Origin of the sequence: Leifsonia sp. NPDC058230, from assembly GCF_042882245.1 — a bacterium.
Classification (GTDB): domain Bacteria; phylum Actinomycetota; class Actinomycetes; order Actinomycetales; family Microbacteriaceae; genus Leifsonia.
This window is the reverse complement of record NZ_JBHVWM010000001.1, coordinates 404,180-421,978: the sequence shown is the minus strand read 5'-3', so window position 1 is coordinate 421,978 and position 17,799 is coordinate 404,180. Positions and strand designations below refer to the sequence as shown.

Genomic DNA, 17,799 nt, shown 5'->3' with positions numbered 1-17,799 from the left:
TGTGGAGACCGTCGTCGACGTCGTGCTGGTGGTGCTCGCCGTCGCGGCCATCGTGTTCGGCTGGAGCCGTGGCGCCATCCGTTCCGCGGGAGCCCTCGTGGGGCTGGGTGTGGGACTCGCGGCGGGCCTCGCCCTCGCTCCGCTCGTCGTCGGCTGGATGGCCTCGGCCGGCTGGGGCAGCATCCTCCAGCGCTCCGTCGTCGCCGCCATCGTCGTGCTGGCCTGCGCTGCCGTCGCCTACGCGCTCGCGTCCGCCCTCGCCTCGATGATCGGCAAGGTGGTGCGGCATGGACCGATCCGCTGGGTCGACTCCTTGATCGGCAGTGCCCTCGGACTGCTCACCTGGGGAGTCGTGGTCTGGCTGCTCGCGGGCTTCGCGCTCGCCACCAACCTCGGCACCGTCGTGCAGGCGGCGAGTTCGTCGCGCGTCGTCGCAACCCTGAACTCGATCGCGCCTATTCCGTCGTCCACCGTACTCGGAGCCGTCGACGACGCCCTCGCGGGCGCAGGACTTCCCGAGGTCTTCGCGGGCGGCGAGCTGATCAAGACGATCCAGCCGCCCGACCCGAACATCCCCGCAGCGGTGAACGCAGCGCAGACGTCGGTGGTCACCGTTCTCGCAGCCAAGCCCGAGTGCGGAGTCGACTCCGAGGGCAGCGGGTGGGTGGTCTCGCGCGGGCGCGTCGTCACGAACGCCCACGTGGTGGCGGGGGCCTCGTCGATCGTGGTGCGCCCATCCGGCTCGCCCACGCCCATCCGGGCCACCCTCATCGCCTTCGATCCCGGGCGCGATCTGGCGGTGCTTGACGTGACGGATCTGTCGGCGCCGGCGCTCGACATCGGCGACGATCTGACCTCCGGAGAGCAGGCCTACGCCGCCGGCTACCCGGGAAACGGGCCGTACACGGTGAGCCCGGAGCGCGTGCGCGACCGGGTCATCGCCAGGGGAACGGACATCTACCAGAGCGGAACGGTCGACCGCGACATCTATTCGCTGCGGGGAACCGTTCGCCCCGGCAACTCCGGCGGGCCGCTGCTCGACACGGAGGGGAAGGTCGTCGGTGTGGTGTTCGCGCGCTCGACCACCGATCCGGACACGGGATACGCGCTCACCCTCGCCGAGCTGCGGCCCGTACTCAACTCGGTCGGCGCCGCGCCCATCGGGTCGGGCGGCTGCGCGACGGGGTGAACCAGCGCACACGGTCCGCCGAACCGGAACACATCCCCCGCGGGCGTGGTTGGCTGGTGACATGAAGGCAGTCACCTATTCGTCAACCGGTCCCTCCGACGTCCTCACGCTCGGCGAACGAGAGGAACCGCACGCCGGTCCCGGCGAGGTGCGCGTCCGCATCCACGTCTCCGGTGTGAATCCCACCGACTGGAAGGCGCGGCTCGGCAGCGGCCGCACCGAGCTGCCGGTGCCGCACGTTCCCAACCAAGACGGCGCCGGGGTCGTCGACGAGGTGGGCGACGGGGTCGACGGCGTGACCGTCGGCGACCGGGTCTGGGTGTGGGATGCGGCATACAAGCGTCCCGACGGAACAGCGCAGGAGCTGGTCGTGCTACCCGCCCGTCAGGCCGTCGCGCTTCCCGACGGCGTGAGCTTCGATGTGGGAGCCTCCCTCGGCATCCCGGCCCTCACCGCGCACCGGGCCCTCACGTCATACGACTATGCGCCGCGCGAGCTCGCTCCCGGGTCGCTCTCGGGCCGCACCGTGCTCGTCGCGGGTGGTGCCGGGGCGGTCGGTCACGCCGCCATCCAGCTCGCCGTCTGGGCAGGCGCCACTGTCATCTCCACGGTGAGCGGCCCCGCCAAGGCAGAACTCGCCCGGGCCGCCGGCGCCCACCACGTCGTCAACTACCGCGATGAGGACGCCGCGACTGCGATCGGGGCCCTCGCCCCCCGCGGCGTCGACATCATCGTCGAGGTGAGCCCGAGCGCCAACGCCGACCTGAACATCCGGGTCTCGGCCGTCGACGCCACCATCTCGATCTACGCGGATGCCCTCCCCCAGGTTGAGATCCCGGTGCGCCCCAGCATGGCGAAGAACCTCCGCTACCAGTTCGTGCTCACCTACACGACCCCGACCGACGTGAAGGACGCGGCCGTGCGTGCCGTGACCCGGGCCGGCGGCGACGGCGCACTGGGCGTCGGCACCGACAACGGGCTGACCATCACGCGCTTCGCGCTGGCGGAGACCGCCGCCGCCCACGACGCCGTCGAGAACGGCTTGGTGGGCAAGGCACTCATCGATGTGACGGAGTCGGGCTGGCGCCCGACGGACGCCTCCTGAGCATCAGCTGGGCGGCGATCCCGAGAACGGCGGCGACCGCGATCGCCCCCGAGTACCAGATCACCGTAGGGACCAGACCGACGACACCGATGAGCTCGCCGGCGGCGAGCGCGGGGACCCCGTAGGCCAGGTAGTTCACCAGGTAGACGCCCGCGAAGAGCTCGGCCCGCTGGTGGGTCGGCGCGAGCGGGGCGAGGATGCGCATCACCGCCGAGAAGGCCGCGCCGAATCCGCCGCCTCCCACCGCCGAGGCGAGGAACAGCAGCCAGAGCGAATCGGCCGTGACCGCGACGACGGTGAGCGCGACGCCGGCGATGATGGCGACGCTCCCCCAGATCGTGGATCCGCGCGCGGAGAATCGGCTGAGCACGAGACCGGCTGTCGCTCCCACCGCAGGGGCGAGGGCGACGACCGCACCGTTGATCAGACCGCTCTCGAGGTGGAAGACGCCGCGCACGATCGACGGTGCCAGTCCGATGAAGAGACCCGAGAGCATCCACGCCGCCACGAGCAGGGGCAGCGCACCGGTGAACTCGCGTCGGGCGGGGCGAGGGATGAGCAGCCGGGGGATGAGTGACCGCACCGCGCCGGGGCGCCGGCTGACGGTCTCGCGCGAACCCACCACCACGAGCAATGCGGCGACGAACGTCAGTGCGAGGGCAGAGAAGATCCACACCGTCGGCTGGGCCGCGAACTGCACGATGAGGCCGGTGATGAAGGCGCCGAGGGCGATGCCGCCGACGGGTGCGGTGCTGCCGATGACCGCGCCGAGCTTCTTGTGCCGCTCCGGTGCGAGTTCGACCAGGTAGGCCGTGAAGGTGGCCATCGCGGCGCCGGTGCCCACACCCTGCACGGCGCGGGCGGCGATGATCCAGCCGATGTCCTGCGCGACGAGGAAGAGGATCATCGACACGATGAGGAGGGCGAGCCCGCCGAGCAGCACCGGCCGGCGTCCGACGTGGTCGGAGAGCGAACCGGCGACGAGGAGGGTGACCAGGAGGGTGATCGCGTAGATCGCGAACGCGACCGTGAGCATCCAGTCAGCGAAGCCCCACTCCTGCTGGTAGAGCACGAAGAGCGGGCTCGGAGCGCCGACCGAGAAGGCGACTGCGAGGAAGGCGAGCGCCGATCCCACGAAGGCGGCGACCGGGCGAAGCGTGCGGCGGCTCGAGCGACGGGGGGCGAGAACAGGGGGAACGGATCCGGTATCGGGGAGTGCTTCTTCGAGTATGGCCATCGTGTCTCCTAAAGCAAAAATGATTGCTTTAGTGATAGTAGACCGAGAAAACTACAAACGCAACAGTTTTTGCTTTAACATGGTGGACATGGAATCAACGACCACACCGTCGAAGAGGACGGGCGGACGAAGCGCCGCGGTCATCCACAACGTGCGCACCGCTGTCGAAGAGCTCGTGAAAGAGCGAGGCAGCGAACGCGTCACCGTTCCGATGATCGCCGAACGAGCGGGCGTCAACCCGACCAGCATCTACCGCCGCTGGGGCGACCTGCCCACACTCATCAACGACATCGCCACGTACCGGCTCGAGCCCGACCGACCCCTGCCGGCGAGCGGAACCCTGCAGGGCGACCTCACTGACTGGGCCCGCGAGATCGTCACCCACTACCGCAAGCCCGTCAACGCGGCCCTGCTGCGCGGCGGTGCGGCGAACGCCGGCGAGCGCACCTCCGACTGCCTGCGCAACCGCCGGGCGGAAGCCGCCATGTTCGTCCAGCGATCGGATGCCACCGGCATCACCCCCGACGACATCGTCGACCACGTGGTCGCGCCGATCATCTACCGCGTCATCTTCCAGCCGTGGACGCTCGACGACGACACCGCCGAGCACCTCGTCGCGCGGCTCTTCGCCTGACGGGTTGCGTGACGGCCGGCGGGCCCCGGAGGATGGTCGGATGACCCGAACCCCCGAGGAGCGCGCAGCTGCACGCTCGGGGTGGGCGGTCGGGATCGCGACGGCCGCATACGGTGTGTCGTTCGGGGCGCTGGCCACAGCATCCGGACTCGATGTGTGGCAGGCCTGCGTGCTGAGCCTCGTCATGTTCAGCGGCGGTTCGCAATTCGCCCTGATCGGCGTGCTCGCGTCGGGCGGCGCCGCTGCCGGGGGCTCGGCGATCGCGGGCGCAGCCCTGCTCGGCGTGCGCAACTCCTTCTACGCCCTGCGGCTCTCCCGCGTCATCGGTCCGGGCTTCTGGCGCCGCGCGGCCGCCGCCCAGCTCACCATCGATGAGTCGACCGCCGTCGCCACAGCCCAGCAGGAGCCCCGGGCGCAACGCATCGGCTTCTGGACGACGGGCCTCGTCGTCTACATCGGCTGGAACCTCACCACCCTCGCCGGCGCACTGCTCGGCAACCTCATCGGCGACGTCAAGGCCTACGGACTGGATGCGGCTGCCGCGGCCGCGTTCCTCGGCCTCCTCTGGCCCCGGCTCAAGACCCGCCAGACGCAGGCGGTCGCGGTGGCTGCCGGGTTCGTGGCCACGCTGCTCACGCCGTTCCTCACGCCCGGGCTTCCCGTGCTCGCCGCGGCGGCCGTCGCCATCCTGATCGGGGTGCTCAACCTGTTCGGGCGGCGCACGGATCCACCGCATCCGGAAGCCATCCCTATGGAGCGGGAGGTGGAACCGTGACGACCTGGAACATCATCCTGCTCGGCTCGATCATCGTGCTCGGCCTCAAGGTCGCTGGGTGGCTCGTGCCGCCGAAGGCGCTCGACCATCCGACCGTCGCCCGCGTGAGCGACCTGCTCACCGCAGCCCTGCTCGCCGCGCTCATCTGTGTGCAGACCTTCGGCGCCGGCCAGGCACTCGACGTGGATGCGCGGCTCCCGGCCGTCGCGATCGCGGCGGGCCTCTACGCGCTCCGCGTCCCGTTCATCGTGGTCGTTCCGGTGGCGGCTCTCGTCGCCGCCCTCATCCGACTCTTCACGTAGCGGGCCGCCGCCTCGGTGTCGGAGGCGGTTCGTACTCTGTGAAATGCAGCGGGCCGGGCTGCCGATCGAGTCGAGGAGAGCAGTGGCCCCGTGGCACCCCGTCGTCAATGCGCAACCGTCCGAGTGGGTGCTTCGCCAAGGAGCCGCGGGCGAGCCGTACGCCGTGGTGCGCAGGTTCGCGTTCGGCGACCCGAATCATCCGGAGATCTGGTTCCGGGTCGTCACCTGGGCGCGGCGGTCGGAGGGCAGGGAGCTGATCGGCTGGTGCCGAACCCTCGAGTCCGCTGCCGCTGCCGGGTGGGATCACCGGTGCGCCTACGAATCGTGGCGCCACCACCTGGCTGCCAAGCGCACGGATGCGGGGACGATGGCCCGCGAGCGCCCGCCTGCCGCCGAGATGGTGCGGTTCTACCGTGCAGCAGTTCGCCGCCGCGCCGCGGAGCCTCAGCCCGGGGTCAGTTAGTTTCGTGCATCGCGCTCGACGAGTGCGCTGATCTCCTCGAACAGGTCGAGCATGATGACGACGGCGTCGTCACCTCGCGCACCCAGAGCCCCGGCGATCTTCGCCACACGCTCGTTCGTGACGATGCGCGCGGAATGCTCGCTCACGTAGAGATACCGCAGCACGCGCAGCTGCACCGACTCGATCGTCTCGGCGAGCACACGGTTCTCGATCGAGCCGAGCAGCAGGCCGAGCACGCGCCGCAGCATCTCGACCGGGTGCAGCAGCGGGTCCCGGTCGAGCCGGGCGGCGAGCAGGTCGTACTCGATCTCGAGGTCACCGGACAGCCGGGCGATCGCCGAGGCGACCGCATCCGGGTAGAGCACGCGCAGGATGCCGAGCGCGTCGGCGATGTCACCGGGGGCGAGCGGCGCGACCAGCGTGTACCGGTTGGGCGCCGACGTCACGAGGCCGACCACGGCGAGCCTGCTGAGCGCCTCGCGCACCGGAGTGCGGGAGACCAGCAGCCAGTCGGTCAGCTGCGCATCCTTGAGGCGCTCGCCCGGAGAGAACCCCCCGGTGAGGATGCGCTCGAGCAGCAGCTCATAGACGTCGTTGCGCAGCAGCCGACGATCGACTCCCCGCATCGTTGTCCGTGCGTGCAGAGTCGAGGTCTCGTCGATTGTCATGGATCTTCCTTGATGGAGCGAAACGGGTGCGATCGGTCGATCGCCGGCGAGCGGAGGCGTGCCCGTCGCGCTCGAACCGGATACCCGAAGGATGGCTGGAATGAACACACTTGTGTGTAATATATATTAGTTTAGCAGCGGACCGGAGCTGCTGACAACCCGACCCAGCCGAAGGACTCCCATGCCGATGCCGACCGATCATGTCGCCCGTGTCTCCCTCTCCGACGAGGCGTACGTCCGAATCGAGGCAGCCATTCTCGACGGAACACTCCAGCCGGGCGAGCGCCTGCGAGACACCGAACTGGTCGATTGGCTCGGGATCTCACGCACGCCCATCCGGCACGCGCTCGACCGTCTGATGGGGCAAGGTCTCGTCGAGATGGAGCGCAACCGCTACACGCGCGTGGCCCCGTTCGACATCGTCGGCGTGCGAGGAGCGGTCGAAGTCGCGGGCGATCTGTGGTCGGGTGCCGTGCGCCGGCGCCTCGCCTACTGGGACGACGACGACGCGGACCTCGTCGTCGAGATCGCCGACAGCCTGATCGACGCCGCCCGCAGCGCAGACGTCGTCCGAGTCGTGCAGGTCTTCGAGCACCTCGTCACCACCTGCGTGCTTCTCGACGGCAATCCCGCACGCCATCGTGCCCTCGTCAACGTTCTCCCGCAGGTGCACCGGCTCGCGCGCAAGCTCGTCGGCGGCCACATGGACCTCGGCCGCCTCCGCGACTTCCTCACGCAGCTCGTCGTGGCGGTGAAGGCCGAAGACGGCATCGCCGCCGCCGCTCACATCGACACGTATGTGACCAGGCTCGTGGCGTCCCTGCCCGCGCCGAGTTGACGTGGGGGCGCATCGGCCGGCGACGAAAGATCCGTGCCAGCCCGGATGCTCGGGGTTCGGCGGCGCGGATACCGTGGGACCAGATCTTCGCACGGGGGAAACGGGGGATCTGGGGGGCCAGAAAGAAAGGGCCGGACCTCATCAGAGGGCCGGCCCTTTCGGGTGCTGCTTTGTGCTGGGTGTGACTACTTGGTCAGCGGCTCAAGGGTCGGGTCGTTGGCGTACGCCTCGGCCGCGTTCTCCTTGGTGACGATGACCGGCTTGAGCAGGAAGGCCGGAACGACCTTCACGCCGTTGTCGTACGACTTGTCGTCGTTCGTCTCAGGCTTCTTGCCCTGCTGCAGGTCGGTGACCATGGCGATGGCCTGCTTGACCAGGTTGCGGGTGTCCTTGTTGATGGTCGAGTACTGCACACCGGCCATGATCGACTTGACCGACTCCGGCTCCGAGTCCTGACCGGTGACGATCGGGACCGGCTTGCCAGCGCCCTGGACCGAGGTGATGATCGCGCGAGCGAGGGTGTCGTTCGGCGACAGCACACCGTTCAGCTCGGTCGAACCGTAGTTCGATGCGAGCAGGGTGTCCATGCGGGTCTGCGCGTTTGCCGGCAGCCAGCCCTGGGTTGCGGTCTGCTTGATGTCGGTCTGACCGGAGACGACCTTGAGGGTGCCGTCGTCGATCTTCGGCTGCAGGATCTTCATGGCGCCGTCGAAGAAGACCTTCGAGTTCGCGTCGTCGGGCGAACCCGAGAACAGCTCGATGTTGTAGGTCTTGGCGTCCGGGTACTTGGCCTTCATGCCGTCGAGCAGGGCCTGGCCCTGCAGTTCGCCGACCTTCTCGTTGTCGTACGCGACGTAGTAGTCGACGTTCGGCGAGTTGAGGATCAGGCGGTCGTAGGCGATGACGGTCGCTCCGGCGTCGTGGGCTGCCTTCGCCTGAGCGGCGAGCTGGCCACCGTCGACGGCACCGATGATGACGACCTTGGCGCCGTTGGTGATCATCGACTGGATCTGGCTCTGCTGGTCGGCGACGGCACCGGAGGCACCGGCGTACTGGACGTCGCCCTTGAAGCCGGCGTCCTTCAGGCCGTTGGTGAACAGGTCACCGGCGAGAACCCAGTTCTCCGACGTCTTAGTCGGAAGGGCGACGCCGATGGTTGATCCCTTGTCGAAGCCGGCGGCACCGGAGGTCTCGCCTCCGGAGCCACGGCTGGAGCAGCCGGAGAGGGCGAGCGCGGCGGCAGCAGCGACGGCCACTGTCGCGATTGCGATTTTGCGCATGTGTTCTTTCACTTTCTCTTTATGGATGGTGCAGGGATGGTGCAGGAAACGAAGTTCAGTTGTTGGGGGTGACGGCCGGCGGACGCGAGGAGGCCTCGGCCGCGTCACCGGTCGGGAGCGGGGAGGACTGGTCGACGAGCGCACCCTCCGACGCCGGCGGCTTTCGACTGAAGCGGCTTATCAGCGAGGCGCCTCCGCTTCGCTTGCTGTAGACGTCGATGCCGACGGCCACCAGGAGCACGAGGCCCTTGATGATCAGGACTCGGTCGGAGGAGACGCTGAGCAGCTGCAGGCCGTTGTTGAGGACGGCGATGACCAGACCACCGATGATGGAGCCGGCGACGGTTCCGATACCACCGGACACCGCGGCACCACCGATGAACACGGCGGCGATCGCGTCGAGCTCCCAGCCGAGACCGTCCTGAGGACCGGACGAGATCGAGCGGGCGACCGAGATCATTCCGGCGAGCGCCGCGAGCACCGACATGTTCATCATGACGAAGAAGTTGATGCGCTTGATCTTGACGCCGGAGAGCTCCGCCGCGTGCCAGTTGCCGCCGACCGCGTAGATGTGGCGACCGAAGATCGTGCTGCGGGTGATGAACGAGTAGAGGATCACGAGGATGCCGAGGATGACGCCCGACACAGGGAAGCTGGTGCCGATGCGGCCTCCGGCGAACAGGAACGCCGCGTAGATGACGACCGCGTCGATCACGACCACCTTGAAGACGCTCACCCAGAGCGGCGCCTTCTCGGAGCCCATCTTGGTCTGGGTGCGACGCTTGCGCCACTCGGCGACGGCGATGACGACGGCGATGATCAGACCGAGCAGCAGGGTCGAGTTGTTGTAGCCGAAGTCGGGGCCCCAGTCGGGAAGGAATCCGCCGCCGATGTAAGTGAAGCCGTCGGGGACCGGGATGGTGTTTGCGTTACCGACGGCCTGGTTGAGCCCACGGAAGATGAGCATGCCGGCCAGCGTCACGATGAACGCGGGGACGCCCACGTAGGCGACCCACCAGCCCTGCCAGGCGCCGATCGCGCAGCCCACGAGCAGGCCCAGGATGATCGCGAACGGCCAAGGCAGGTTCCAGTCCTGCATCGCCTTCGCGACGATGATGCCGACCAGGGCCGCCACCGAACCGACCGACAGGTCGATGTGACCGGCGATGATCACCATCACCATGCCGATGGCCAGGATCAGGACGTAGGCGTTCTGGTTGACCATGTTGATGAGGTTGACCGGCTCGAGCGTCTTGCCGCCGGTCAGGATCTCGAACAGGATGATGATGACGACCAGGGCGCCGAGGATGCCGAACTGGCGCCCGGTGGACTGGCCGCCGCCGAACATCTTGCCGAGGTCGCGGATACCCCCGGACTTCTTCGTTTCGGGAATCTGTGTGGTCATTATCGGGCAACCCTCTTCTTGGCGGATGTCATGCTTCTCAGGAGTGTCTCTGGGTCGGCTTCGGAGGCCGGCAGCTCATTCGTGATCTGGCCTTCGAAGATCGTGTAGATGCGGTCGGCGATGCCGAGGAGCTCGGGGAGCTCGGACGAGATGACGATGACGCCCTTGCCCGACGCGGCGAGCGCCTGGATGATCCCGTAGATCTCGTACTTGGCTCCGACGTCGATGCCGCGGGTCGGCTCGTCGAGGATGAGCAGGTCGGGGTCGGTGAACATCCACTTGGCCAGAACGACCTTCTGCTGGTTGCCGCCCGACAGGGTGCTGACGCCGCGGTCGACATCGGGCGTCTTGATCCGGAGGCTCTTGCGGTACTGCTCGGCGAACGCGTATTCCTCTTCGTCGTTGACGACGTTGAACTTGGAGATCTTCTTGAGCTTCGCGGCGACGATCGACTGCTTGATGTCGTCGAGCAGGTTGAGGCCGAGGACCTTGCGGTCCTCGCTGACGTAGGCCATGCCCTCGTCGATCGCCTCGCTGACGTTGCGGACCTGGATCTCTTTGCCGTCCTTGTAGATCTCGCCCGAGATGAAGGTGCCGTACGACCGGCCGAAGACGCTCATCGCGAGCTCCGTGCGACCCGCGCCCATGAGGCCGGCGAAGCCGACGATCTCGCCCCTGCGCACGTAGAAGCTGGAGTTCTTGACGACGAGGCGGTCGGTGACCTGGGGGTGCTGCACCACCCAGTTCTTCACCTCGAAGAACTTCTCGCCGATGTTCGGCGTGTGCTCGGGGAAGCGGCTCTCGAGCGTGCGGCCGACCATCCCGCGGATGATGCGGTCTTCGTCGACGCCGTCTTCCTTCACGTTGAGCGTCTCGATCGTGCGGCCGTCGCGGATGATCGTGATCTCGTCGGCGACGCGCTCGATCTCGTTGAGCTTGTGGGAGATCATGATCGAGCTGATGCCCTTGCTCTTCAGCCCCAGGATGAGGTCGAGCAGGTGGCTGGACTCCGCCTCGTTGAGCGCCGCGGTCGGCTCGTCGAGGATGAGCAGCTTGACCGACTTGTTGAGCGCCTTGGCGATCTCGACGAGCTGCTGCTTGCCGACGCCGATGTTCTTGATCTGGGTGTCGGGGTCGTCGGTGAGGCCGACTCGAGCGAGCAGCTCGGTGGCGCGCGTCTTGGCTTCCCCCCAGTTGATGACGCCGAACCGGCCGGGCTCGTTGCCGAGAAAGATGTTCTCGGTGATCGAGAGCTCCGGGATGAGCGCCAGCTCCTGGTGGATGATGACGATCCCGGCCCGCTCGCTGGAGCGGATGTCCTTGAACCGCATCTCCTCGCCCTGGTAGATGATGTCACCGGTGTAGGTGCCGTACGGGTAGACACCCGACAGGACCTTCATCAGGGTGGATTTTCCTGCACCGTTCTCGCCGCAGATCGCGTGGATCTCGTCGGCCCGAACGGTGAGGGCGACATCCTCGAGCGCCTTGACCCCAGGGAACTCCTTGGTGATCTCGCGCATCTCCAGGATGACTGCGTTCGACGACATCGTCGCTCCTTCGTAATTGCTCTGTTTCATGGTGCTCTGCTTCGAACTATCTGCCTAAGTAGTAAACGCTAAGTGCGGTCTTGGCGTCAAATAGTGAACACAACGACCTGGTAACGACTTGACGGGTGCCGCTATTCCGCGGATCAGTCGTGGGCGGCGATCGCGCTCTGGATGACGATCGCGGCGGCCCCGAGCGACTCCGCGCGGTCGCCGAGCGACGACATCCTGATCGTCGTCGTCTCACCGATCGCCGGGATGGCGTTCTGCATGATTCCGTGCCGGATCGGGTCGAGCAGCGTGTCGCCCAGCCCGGAGAGCGGCCCTCCGATCAAGACGATCTCGGGGTTGATGATGTTCGCGATATTGGCGATGGCCTTGCCGATCGCGGCGCCCGCATCCCCCACCACTCGCAGGGTCGCCGGGTCGCGGGCGAGGCCGCCGGCGACGATGTCGGCCGTGCTCACGGTCGTTCCGGACCCGCGGCTCAGCGAGTCGAGCATCACCGTCGTCGAGGCCACGGTCTCCAGGCAGCCGCGGTTGCCGCACCGGCAGATGATGCCGTGCTCGGCGACCGGTGTGTGCCCGAGTTCGCCGGTGATCCCGAGGTACCCGTAGTACGGCTGCCCGTTCAGGATGAGACCCGCGCCGATCCCCGTCCCGATCTTCACGAAGATGAGGTTTCGGATGCCGCGGTTCTGTCCCCAGGTGACCTCCGCGAGCGCGCCGAGATTCGCGTCGTTGTCGACCACGACCGGGAAGTGGAACGCATCCTCGAGGTCGCGCAGGTTGACACCCACCCACTCCGGGAGGATCGCTCCCTGGATGACCGTCCCCGTCCGACGATCGATCGGACCGGGCACGCCCACGCCGACGGCGAGCACCGCCTGCCGCTCGAATCCATTGGCTTCGAGCAACCGGTCGAGCAGACCGGCGGCCGCGTGCAGGCTCTCGCTCACGTCGTAGCCGAGCGGGAGCACGACGGACTCCTCGGCGAGCACCTCGTAGCCGAGCGTCGCGAGCACGATGCGCACGTGGCGACGACCGAAGTCGACGCCAACCGCGATGTCCCCGGTGTCGGTGAGCCGCACGAGCAGCGCACGCCGACCGGAGCTGTTGACCGGCGAGGTCGCCACCACGCCTTTGGCCGCCATATCGCGAACGATGTTCGAGACGGTGGCGGTGGAGAGCCCCGTTCCGCGCGCAAGCTCCGCCTGGGTCGATGGGCCGTTGGACAGGAGGAACTCGAAGAGCCGCTCCTGGTTCAAGTGCCTCAGCGCGCCTTGCGACCCGGGGTTCGGTGCGCCACGGACGAGAGAACCCGAAGTGGCGGTCATAGCGATAAGAGTGCAATATCCGACTGTTGTAGTCAAGTTGTGAACACATGCGTTCCACCCCCGCACGGGGTTCACTCAGATCCGATTCAGAAAGCGGGGTCCGCTCCGTCGCGCTGCCGGGCCAGGTTCCAGACGCGATCCAGGACCATGCCGTCGGGGCCGTCGCCGGTGGTCACGAAATGGTCGACGTACTGGCCGATGAAGGCCTGCCAGCGCTGGTTGGCGGGGTCGGTGTCGAGCGCATCCATCGCCCCTGCGAAGTCGTCGCAGTCGACCAGGTGGAAGAGGTCCGGGCCGCTGCGCCAGATGCTCCAGTCGTGGATGCCGACCCGCTCGAACGACTCGGCGAGCTCGTCCGGAATGGCGGTGTGCGCCTCCAGATAGCCGGTTTCCCGGCCCTCTCGCAGCACGGAATGCAGGGCGACGCGCATGGATTCTCCTCGCTGAGTCTTGGGATGCTATAGGAAATAGTAATAGGGTTGCCGTGGCGAGCGGAAGGACTCTCGATGCGTTTCATGCGGTTGGGCGAGCCCGGGGCAGAGGTCCCGGTGGTGAGCGATGGTGACGTGGTGTGGGACCTGCGGTCGTTGACGGCCGATCTCGATGGCGCCTTCTTCGCATCCGGTGGCCTCGAGCGGGCGGAGGTGGCGGCCGCGGCGGGTGAGCTGGCCGGTTTCGATGGTTCCGGGATGCGTGTGGGTGCGCCGATCGCGCGCCCGGCGGCGGTGATCTGTATCGGGATGAACTACGCCGCGCACGCCCGGGAGTCCGGCTCACAGCCGCCCAGCGACATCGTGGTGTTCTACAAGCACCCGAACACGGTCATCGGCCCCTACGACGACATCATGATTCCGCCGGGCTCGGCGACGACCGATTGGGAGGTCGAGCTCGCGGTGGTGATCGGCCGGCGTGCCCGGTATCTCGCGTCGCCCGAGGAGGCGCTGGCGCACATCGCCGGGTACACGATCGCCAACGACGTGTCCGAACGCGACTACCAGCTCGAACGCTCCGGCGGTCAGTGGAGCAAGGGCAAGAGCTTCGAGACGTTCAACCCGCTCGGCCCCTGGCTCCTGCCCGCAGGCCAGGTCGGCGACGGCTCCGGCCTCAGACTCTGGTCCACAGTCAACGGTCAGCCACGCCAGGACTCCACCACCAGCGACCTGATCTTCAACGTCGCGCAGATCGTGTACCGGCTCAGCCAGTTCACCGTGCTGGAACCCGGTGACCTGATCAACACCGGAACCCCGGAGGGCGTCGCTCTCTCCGGCCGGTTCCCCTACCTCGAGAACGGCGACATCGTCGAACTCGGCATCGACCGACTCGGCGAACAACGCGCAACCATGCGCGCCGCCACCGCCTGACAGACAAGGGAGAACCGGATGACACAGAGATTCCACGGACTTGTCGCCGCCGTGACCGGCGGCGCGTCCGGTCTCGGCAAGGCGATCGCGGACGAACTGAACGAGCAGGGCGCCCGCGTCTACTGCCTCGACCTCGACGCCGACACCGTCGCGGCGCCGCACACCGGCATCCGCTGCGACATCGGCGACGACACCAGCGTGCGAGCGGCGATCGACGCGCTCGTCGCCGATGCCGGCCACCTCGACATCGTGATCGCCAACGCCGGGATCGGCGCCCAAGGCGACATCGAGGCCAACGACGACGCCGAGTGGATGCGCGTGCTCAACGTCAACGTCATCGGCTCGGCCCGCACCATCCGGCACGCCATCCCCCACCTCAAAACCTCCAGCGCACCCGCCATCGTCCTCACCAGCTCCATCGCCGCCTGGACCGGCCTCCCCCAGCGCGTGCTCTACTCCGCATCCAAGGGCGCCATCTCGGCCATGACTCTTGCACTCGCCACCGACTGCCTGCCGCACGGCATCCGCGTCAACGCCGTCGCACCCGGCACCGCCGACACCCCCTGGGTCAGCCGCCTCCTCGACAGCGCCACCGACCCCGAAGCCGAACGCGCCGCCCTCGAAGCCCGCCAGCCCAGCGGACGCCTCGTCCAACCCCACGAAGTCGCCGAAGCCGTCGCCTACCTCGCCTCTCCCACTTCCGGCAGCACCAACGGTGTCATCCTCGCCATCGACGGCGGAATGCACACCCTCCGCCCCCGCCCGGGCGACTGAACGCGGCGCGACGGTGCTCCGTCGCTGAACGCCCCGCGCTGCGCCCGATTCAGCGCAGCGCGGGCTCGACGAACTGGTGCTGCGCGAGGGATTCGGGCAGCATCTCCATGCCGATCCCCGGCGTGAGCGGCGCGCGGTAGCGGCCGCCGTGCACCTCGACCGGAGCGACGAAGTGCTCGTGGAGGTGCTTCGTGTACTCGATCATCCGATCCTCCTCTGTGCCCGAGACGGCCACGAAGTCGAACATCGAGAAATGCTGCACGGCCTCGCACAGTCCCACTCCGCCGGCGTGCGGACAGACCGGGACGCCGAACTTCGCGGCCAGCAGCAGAATCGCCAGGTTCTCGTTGACCCCGGCGACCCGGGTCGAGTCGATCTGCACGATCGACACGGCCTCCGCCTGCAGCAGCTGCTTGAAGAGCACCCGGTTCGCCCCGTGCTCGCCGGTGGCGATGCGCACGGGGGCGACCTCGCGTGCGATGGCCGCGTGGGCGAGCACATCGTCGGGGCTGGTCGGCTCCTCGACCCAGGCCAGATCGAATGGCTCGAGCGCGCGGATCCACTCGATCGCCTGATCGCGGTCCCAGCGCTGGTTGGCGTCGATGGCGATGCGGATGCCCGGGCCGACGGTCTCGCGCGCGATGCGCATCCGTCGCACATCATCGTCGAGCCGGTCGCCGACCTTCAGCTTGATCTGGCCGAACCCTTCGTCGGCCGCCTCGCGGGCGAGACGCCGCAGCTTGTCATCGGAGTAGCCGAGCCAACCGGGAGTGGTCGTGTACGCCGGATAGCCGAGGGCGAGCAGGGACGCCTCGCGTTCGGCGCGGCCCGGCACCGCCGCCCGGAGGATGCTCAGTGCGTCCTCGCGCGTGAGCGCGTCGCTCAGGTACCGGAAGTCGACCAGGTCGACGAGCTCTTCGGGCGACATCCGCGCGAGCAGCTGCCAGAGCGGGAGGCCGGCGCGCTTGGCCTTCAGGTCCCAGAAGGCGTTCACGACGGCGCCGATCGCCATGTGCATCACGCCCTTCTCGGGCCCGAGCCAGCGCAACTGGGAGTCGTAGACGAACTCGCGCCAGAAGCCGCCGAGATCGCCGAGGATCGCCTCGACGTCGCGTCCGAGCACTCTGTGCGCGACGGCTTCGATCGCGGCGACCTGCACGTCGTTGCCGCGGCCGATCGTGAAGACGAAGGCGTGGCCCTCGTGGCCGTCGCCCGCATCCGTCGTCATCCGCAGGTAGGCCGTCGAGTAGTCGGGGTCGGGGTTCATCGCGTCGGAGCCGTCGAGCATGGCGGATGTCTCGAACCGCACATCCAGAGTCTCGAAACCGGTGACTGTGCTCACTCGACGCCCTTTCCACTTCATCGTCGCGGGAACCCGCAACCAACATCCTATTGGATATAGGTAGACGTGCGCCAGCGGAACGTGCGATCTGCTGCGGTGGACCACTCGGATCGAGTGCGCATAGGTCCGAGGAGGAGCAGGATATGGGCATGGCGGGCAGGCGCAGGATCGTGGTGGTGGGCGCGCCCTCGAGCGCCGGGAGCTACGCGGCCGGACAGGAGCAGGCGCCGCGCGTGCTGCGCGAGCGCGGCATCGTGGAGCGCCTCCGCGAGCGCGGCCACGACGTCACCGACGGCGGGGACGGACCGCTGCAGGTCTGGGCCCCGGATGCCGCGCATCCGCTCGCCCAGAACGTCGGCCAGGTCATCGCCTCCGTGACCGACGTCGACGCGCGGGTGGGCGAAGCCCTCGACGACGGCGCGCACGTGCTCGTGCTCGGGGGCAGCTGCCTGGTGGCGCTCGGCGTCATGAGCGCCCTGACCGCGCGGGCTCCGGATGCGGGGCTGGTGTACATGGACCGTCACTCCGACCTGAACACCCCCGAGACGACGACGGATGGAGCGCTCGACTGGATGGGGCTCGCCCACCTGCTCGACGTGCCCGGCATCGTACGCGAGCTCCGGGATGCGCTGCGGACGACGCCCGTGCTCACGCCCGACCGCGTGCACCTGTTCGGAGTCGATCCGGCGGCGACGACGGGCGGTGAGCGGCGCATCCGGGACACCCTCGGACTGTCGGTGACGACGGGCACGCAGGTGGCCGCCGACCCTCGCGCGGCCGCGGAGAGCGCCCTCGCCGCCTACGGTCCCGGCCCACTCGCGGTCCACCTCGATGTCGACGTGCTCGACTTCACCGACGCACCGCTCGCCGAGGACACAGGCGGGCGGAACAGCGGGCCGGCCCTCGCCGAGGCTGCCGAGGCGCTCGCGGTGCTGTGCCGCGACCCGCGCTTTCGGGTGCTGTCCGTCGGTGAACTCAATCCGACTCGATCGGTCGGCGAGTCCCGCGCGATCGACCGGTTCGTCGACGCCCTAGCTCGGGCTCTCTGATTCCAGGCGGGGGTGAGCGCCGGCTCCGGGATGGACCGTGTCGACGAGATCGAGGTACTCCGGGTTGCGCTCGATGAAGGCGCGCACGATCGGGCACATGACGGTGACCGTCTTCCCGTGCGCGCGCACATCGTCGAGGACGCGTCGGATCAGCTCGGTGGCGATTCCCTGCTGACGGAACTCCGGGAACACCGAGGTGGCGAGCAGCACGAGTCGGTCGTCGCCGGCGACGTTGTACGGCAGGCCGGCGATCTCGGTGTCGCCGACGATGGCCGAATAGCTGCTGGTCTTCTCGTCGTTGACGACGGCGAATTCGAATGCCGGGGCATGCGGATCGTCGGTCACCTCGTCGATCAGGACGGCCTGATCCTGGCTGAGGGTGCCCACTCCGTCTGGGTATCCGGCCTCGTCGGGGTATTCGAAGTCGTCGCGGATCGGCTCGGTGGACGAAGTCATGGGGCTGTTCCTTTGCTGATTGCTCATCTGGTGCTACGTG

At 68.0% G+C, this 17,799-nt stretch carries 19 protein-coding genes; 10 read left to right on the top strand and 9 right to left on the bottom strand.

Annotated features, from left to right (window positions below):
* The first annotated feature begins 1 nt into the window (after position 1).
* Both ACFVV0_RS02190 and ACFVV0_RS02185 read left to right on the top strand, forming a co-directional pair.
* Positions 2 to 1,189 carry a MarP family serine protease gene (locus tag ACFVV0_RS02190; protein WP_387057609.1) on the top strand — a complete coding sequence of 396 codons (1,188 nt, stop codon included), beginning with the start codon at positions 2 to 4 and terminating at the stop codon, positions 1,187 to 1,189.
* 61 nt (positions 1,190 to 1,250) lie between these two features.
* Positions 1,251 to 2,294, top strand: a complete 1,044-nt coding sequence (locus ACFVV0_RS02185; RefSeq protein WP_387057607.1) for an NADPH:quinone reductase — start codon at positions 1,251 to 1,253, stop codon at positions 2,292 to 2,294.
* Here ACFVV0_RS02185 and ACFVV0_RS02180 read toward each other — a convergent pair.
* On the bottom strand, positions 2,248 to 3,531 hold the full coding sequence (locus ACFVV0_RS02180; RefSeq protein WP_387057605.1) for an MFS transporter: 1,284 nt from the start codon (positions 3,529 to 3,531) through the stop codon (positions 2,248 to 2,250). The genes ACFVV0_RS02185 and ACFVV0_RS02180 overlap by 47 nt on opposite strands.
* An 88-nt stretch (positions 3,532 to 3,619) precedes the next feature.
* Between ACFVV0_RS02180 and ACFVV0_RS02175 the strand changes: the two genes are divergently transcribed.
* The 4 genes from ACFVV0_RS02175 to ACFVV0_RS02160 all read left to right on the top strand — a co-directional run bounded on the left by ACFVV0_RS02175 (position 3,620) and on the right by ACFVV0_RS02160 (position 5,705).
* Positions 3,620 to 4,165, top strand: coding sequence for a TetR/AcrR family transcriptional regulator (locus ACFVV0_RS02175; RefSeq protein ID WP_387057603.1), 546 nt, complete (start codon positions 3,620 to 3,622; stop codon positions 4,163 to 4,165).
* 40 nt (positions 4,166 to 4,205) lie between these two features.
* On the top strand, positions 4,206 to 4,940 hold the full coding sequence (locus tag ACFVV0_RS02170; RefSeq protein WP_387057601.1) for an AzlC family ABC transporter permease: 735 nt from the start codon (positions 4,206 to 4,208) through the stop codon (positions 4,938 to 4,940).
* A complete protein-coding gene (locus ACFVV0_RS02165; RefSeq protein WP_387057599.1) occupies positions 4,937 to 5,242 on the top strand; it encodes an AzlD domain-containing protein in 306 nt (101 codons plus the stop codon). The genes ACFVV0_RS02170 and ACFVV0_RS02165 overlap by 4 nt, the downstream gene beginning before the upstream one ends.
* Positions 5,243 to 5,324: 82 nt before the next feature.
* Positions 5,325 to 5,705, top strand: a complete 381-nt coding sequence (locus tag ACFVV0_RS02160; RefSeq protein ID WP_387057597.1) for a hypothetical protein — start codon at positions 5,325 to 5,327, stop codon at positions 5,703 to 5,705.
* On the opposite strand, the gene ACFVV0_RS02155 is transcribed toward ACFVV0_RS02160, so the two are convergent.
* Positions 5,702 to 6,373, bottom strand: coding sequence for a GntR family transcriptional regulator (locus ACFVV0_RS02155; protein WP_387057595.1), 672 nt, complete (start codon positions 6,371 to 6,373; stop codon positions 5,702 to 5,704). The genes ACFVV0_RS02160 and ACFVV0_RS02155 overlap by 4 nt on opposite strands.
* A 181-nt stretch (positions 6,374 to 6,554) precedes the next feature.
* Here ACFVV0_RS02155 and ACFVV0_RS02150 point away from each other — a divergent pair, with 181 nt between their 5' ends.
* Positions 6,555 to 7,211: a GntR family transcriptional regulator gene (locus ACFVV0_RS02150; protein ID WP_387057592.1), complete on the top strand. Its 657-nt coding sequence runs from the start codon at positions 6,555 to 6,557 to the stop codon at positions 7,209 to 7,211.
* Between the two features lie 185 nt (positions 7,212 to 7,396).
* Here the strand turns inward: ACFVV0_RS02150 and ACFVV0_RS02145 are convergent, their stop codons facing one another.
* The 5 genes from ACFVV0_RS02145 to ACFVV0_RS02125 form a co-directional block, all read right to left on the bottom strand.
* Positions 7,397 to 8,491 carry a substrate-binding domain-containing protein gene (locus tag ACFVV0_RS02145; protein WP_387057590.1) on the bottom strand — a complete coding sequence of 365 codons (1,095 nt, stop codon included), beginning with the start codon at positions 8,489 to 8,491 and terminating at the stop codon, positions 7,397 to 7,399.
* Between the two features lie 55 nt (positions 8,492 to 8,546).
* On the bottom strand, positions 8,547 to 9,896 hold the full coding sequence (gene mmsB / locus ACFVV0_RS02140; RefSeq protein WP_387057588.1) for a multiple monosaccharide ABC transporter permease: 1,350 nt from the start codon (positions 9,894 to 9,896) through the stop codon (positions 8,547 to 8,549).
* Entirely contained in the window at positions 9,896 to 11,443 is a 1,548-nt protein-coding gene (gene mmsA / locus ACFVV0_RS02135; RefSeq protein ID WP_387059434.1) for a multiple monosaccharide ABC transporter ATP-binding protein, read from the bottom strand. The genes mmsB and mmsA overlap by 1 nt, the downstream gene beginning before the upstream one ends.
* A gap of 143 nt (positions 11,444 to 11,586) precedes the next feature.
* Positions 11,587 to 12,777 carry an ROK family transcriptional regulator gene (locus ACFVV0_RS02130; protein ID WP_387057586.1) on the bottom strand — a complete coding sequence of 397 codons (1,191 nt, stop codon included), beginning with the start codon at positions 12,775 to 12,777 and terminating at the stop codon, positions 11,587 to 11,589.
* An 86-nt stretch (positions 12,778 to 12,863) separates the two neighbouring features.
* Positions 12,864 to 13,208, bottom strand: coding sequence for an L-rhamnose mutarotase (locus ACFVV0_RS02125; RefSeq protein ID WP_387057584.1), 345 nt, complete (start codon positions 13,206 to 13,208; stop codon positions 12,864 to 12,866).
* Positions 13,209 to 13,283: 75 nt separating this feature from the next.
* Here ACFVV0_RS02125 and ACFVV0_RS02120 point away from each other — a divergent pair, with 75 nt between their 5' ends.
* Positions 13,284 to 14,138: a fumarylacetoacetate hydrolase family protein gene (locus ACFVV0_RS02120; protein ID WP_387057582.1), complete on the top strand. Its 855-nt coding sequence runs from the start codon at positions 13,284 to 13,286 to the stop codon at positions 14,136 to 14,138.
* Between the two features lie 18 nt (positions 14,139 to 14,156).
* On the top strand, positions 14,157 to 14,912 hold the full coding sequence (locus tag ACFVV0_RS02115; protein ID WP_387057580.1) for an SDR family NAD(P)-dependent oxidoreductase: 756 nt from the start codon (positions 14,157 to 14,159) through the stop codon (positions 14,910 to 14,912).
* Positions 14,913 to 14,961: 49 nt separating this feature from the next.
* Here ACFVV0_RS02115 and ACFVV0_RS02110 read toward each other — a convergent pair whose 3' ends face one another.
* Positions 14,962 to 16,254: an enolase C-terminal domain-like protein gene (locus ACFVV0_RS02110; RefSeq protein ID WP_387057577.1), complete on the bottom strand. Its 1,293-nt coding sequence runs from the start codon at positions 16,252 to 16,254 to the stop codon at positions 14,962 to 14,964.
* Between the two features lie 143 nt (positions 16,255 to 16,397).
* On the opposite strand from ACFVV0_RS02110, the gene ACFVV0_RS02105 reads away from it, so the two are divergent.
* The gene (locus ACFVV0_RS02105; RefSeq protein WP_387057575.1) at positions 16,398 to 17,303 is read left to right on the top strand and encodes an arginase family protein; all 906 of its coding nucleotides are present in this window, start codon (positions 16,398 to 16,400) and stop codon (positions 17,301 to 17,303) included.
* On the opposite strand, the gene ACFVV0_RS02100 is transcribed toward ACFVV0_RS02105, so the two are convergent.
* Positions 17,286 to 17,759: a GNAT family N-acetyltransferase gene (locus ACFVV0_RS02100; protein WP_387057573.1), complete on the bottom strand. Its 474-nt coding sequence runs from the start codon at positions 17,757 to 17,759 to the stop codon at positions 17,286 to 17,288. The two genes, ACFVV0_RS02105 and ACFVV0_RS02100, sit on opposite strands and share 18 nt — an antisense overlap.
* Between the last annotated feature and the right edge of the window lie 40 nt (positions 17,760 to 17,799).

What these genes read in the sequence shown, in the direction of transcription:
- ACFVV0_RS02185 (WP_387057607.1), top strand. Translation starts at nt 1,251, where the DNA reads ATGAAGGCAGTCACCTATTCGTCAACCGGTCCCTCCGACGTCCTCACG.
- ACFVV0_RS02180 (WP_387057605.1), bottom strand. Translation starts at nt 3,531, where the DNA reads ATGGCCATACTCGAAGAAGCACTCCCCGATACCGGATCCGTTCCCCCT.
- ACFVV0_RS02175 (WP_387057603.1), top strand. Translation starts at nt 3,620, where the DNA reads ATGGAATCAACGACCACACCGTCGAAGAGGACGGGCGGACGAAGCGCC.
- ACFVV0_RS02170 (WP_387057601.1), top strand. Translation starts at nt 4,206, where the DNA reads ATGACCCGAACCCCCGAGGAGCGCGCAGCTGCACGCTCGGGGTGGGCG.
- ACFVV0_RS02155 (WP_387057595.1), bottom strand. Translation starts at nt 6,373, where the DNA reads ATGACAATCGACGAGACCTCGACTCTGCACGCACGGACAACGATGCGG.
- ACFVV0_RS02150 (WP_387057592.1), top strand. Translation starts at nt 6,555, where the DNA reads ATGCCGATGCCGACCGATCATGTCGCCCGTGTCTCCCTCTCCGACGAG.
- ACFVV0_RS02145 (WP_387057590.1), bottom strand. Translation starts at nt 8,491, where the DNA reads ATGCGCAAAATCGCAATCGCGACAGTGGCCGTCGCTGCTGCCGCCGCG.
- mmsB (WP_387057588.1), bottom strand. Translation starts at nt 9,896, where the DNA reads ATGACCACACAGATTCCCGAAACGAAGAAGTCCGGGGGTATCCGCGAC.
- mmsA (WP_387059434.1), bottom strand. Translation starts at nt 11,443, where the DNA reads ATGTCGTCGAACGCAGTCATCCTGGAGATGCGCGAGATCACCAAGGAG.
- ACFVV0_RS02130 (WP_387057586.1), bottom strand. Translation starts at nt 12,777, where the DNA reads ATGACCGCCACTTCGGGTTCTCTCGTCCGTGGCGCACCGAACCCCGGG.
- ACFVV0_RS02125 (WP_387057584.1), bottom strand. Translation starts at nt 13,208, where the DNA reads ATGCGCGTCGCCCTGCATTCCGTGCTGCGAGAGGGCCGGGAAACCGGC.
- ACFVV0_RS02120 (WP_387057582.1), top strand. Translation starts at nt 13,284, where the DNA reads ATGCGTTTCATGCGGTTGGGCGAGCCCGGGGCAGAGGTCCCGGTGGTG.
- ACFVV0_RS02115 (WP_387057580.1), top strand. Translation starts at nt 14,157, where the DNA reads ATGACACAGAGATTCCACGGACTTGTCGCCGCCGTGACCGGCGGCGCG.
- ACFVV0_RS02105 (WP_387057575.1), top strand. Translation starts at nt 16,398, where the DNA reads ATGGGCATGGCGGGCAGGCGCAGGATCGTGGTGGTGGGCGCGCCCTCG.
- ACFVV0_RS02100 (WP_387057573.1), bottom strand. Translation starts at nt 17,759, where the DNA reads ATGACTTCGTCCACCGAGCCGATCCGCGACGACTTCGAATACCCCGAC.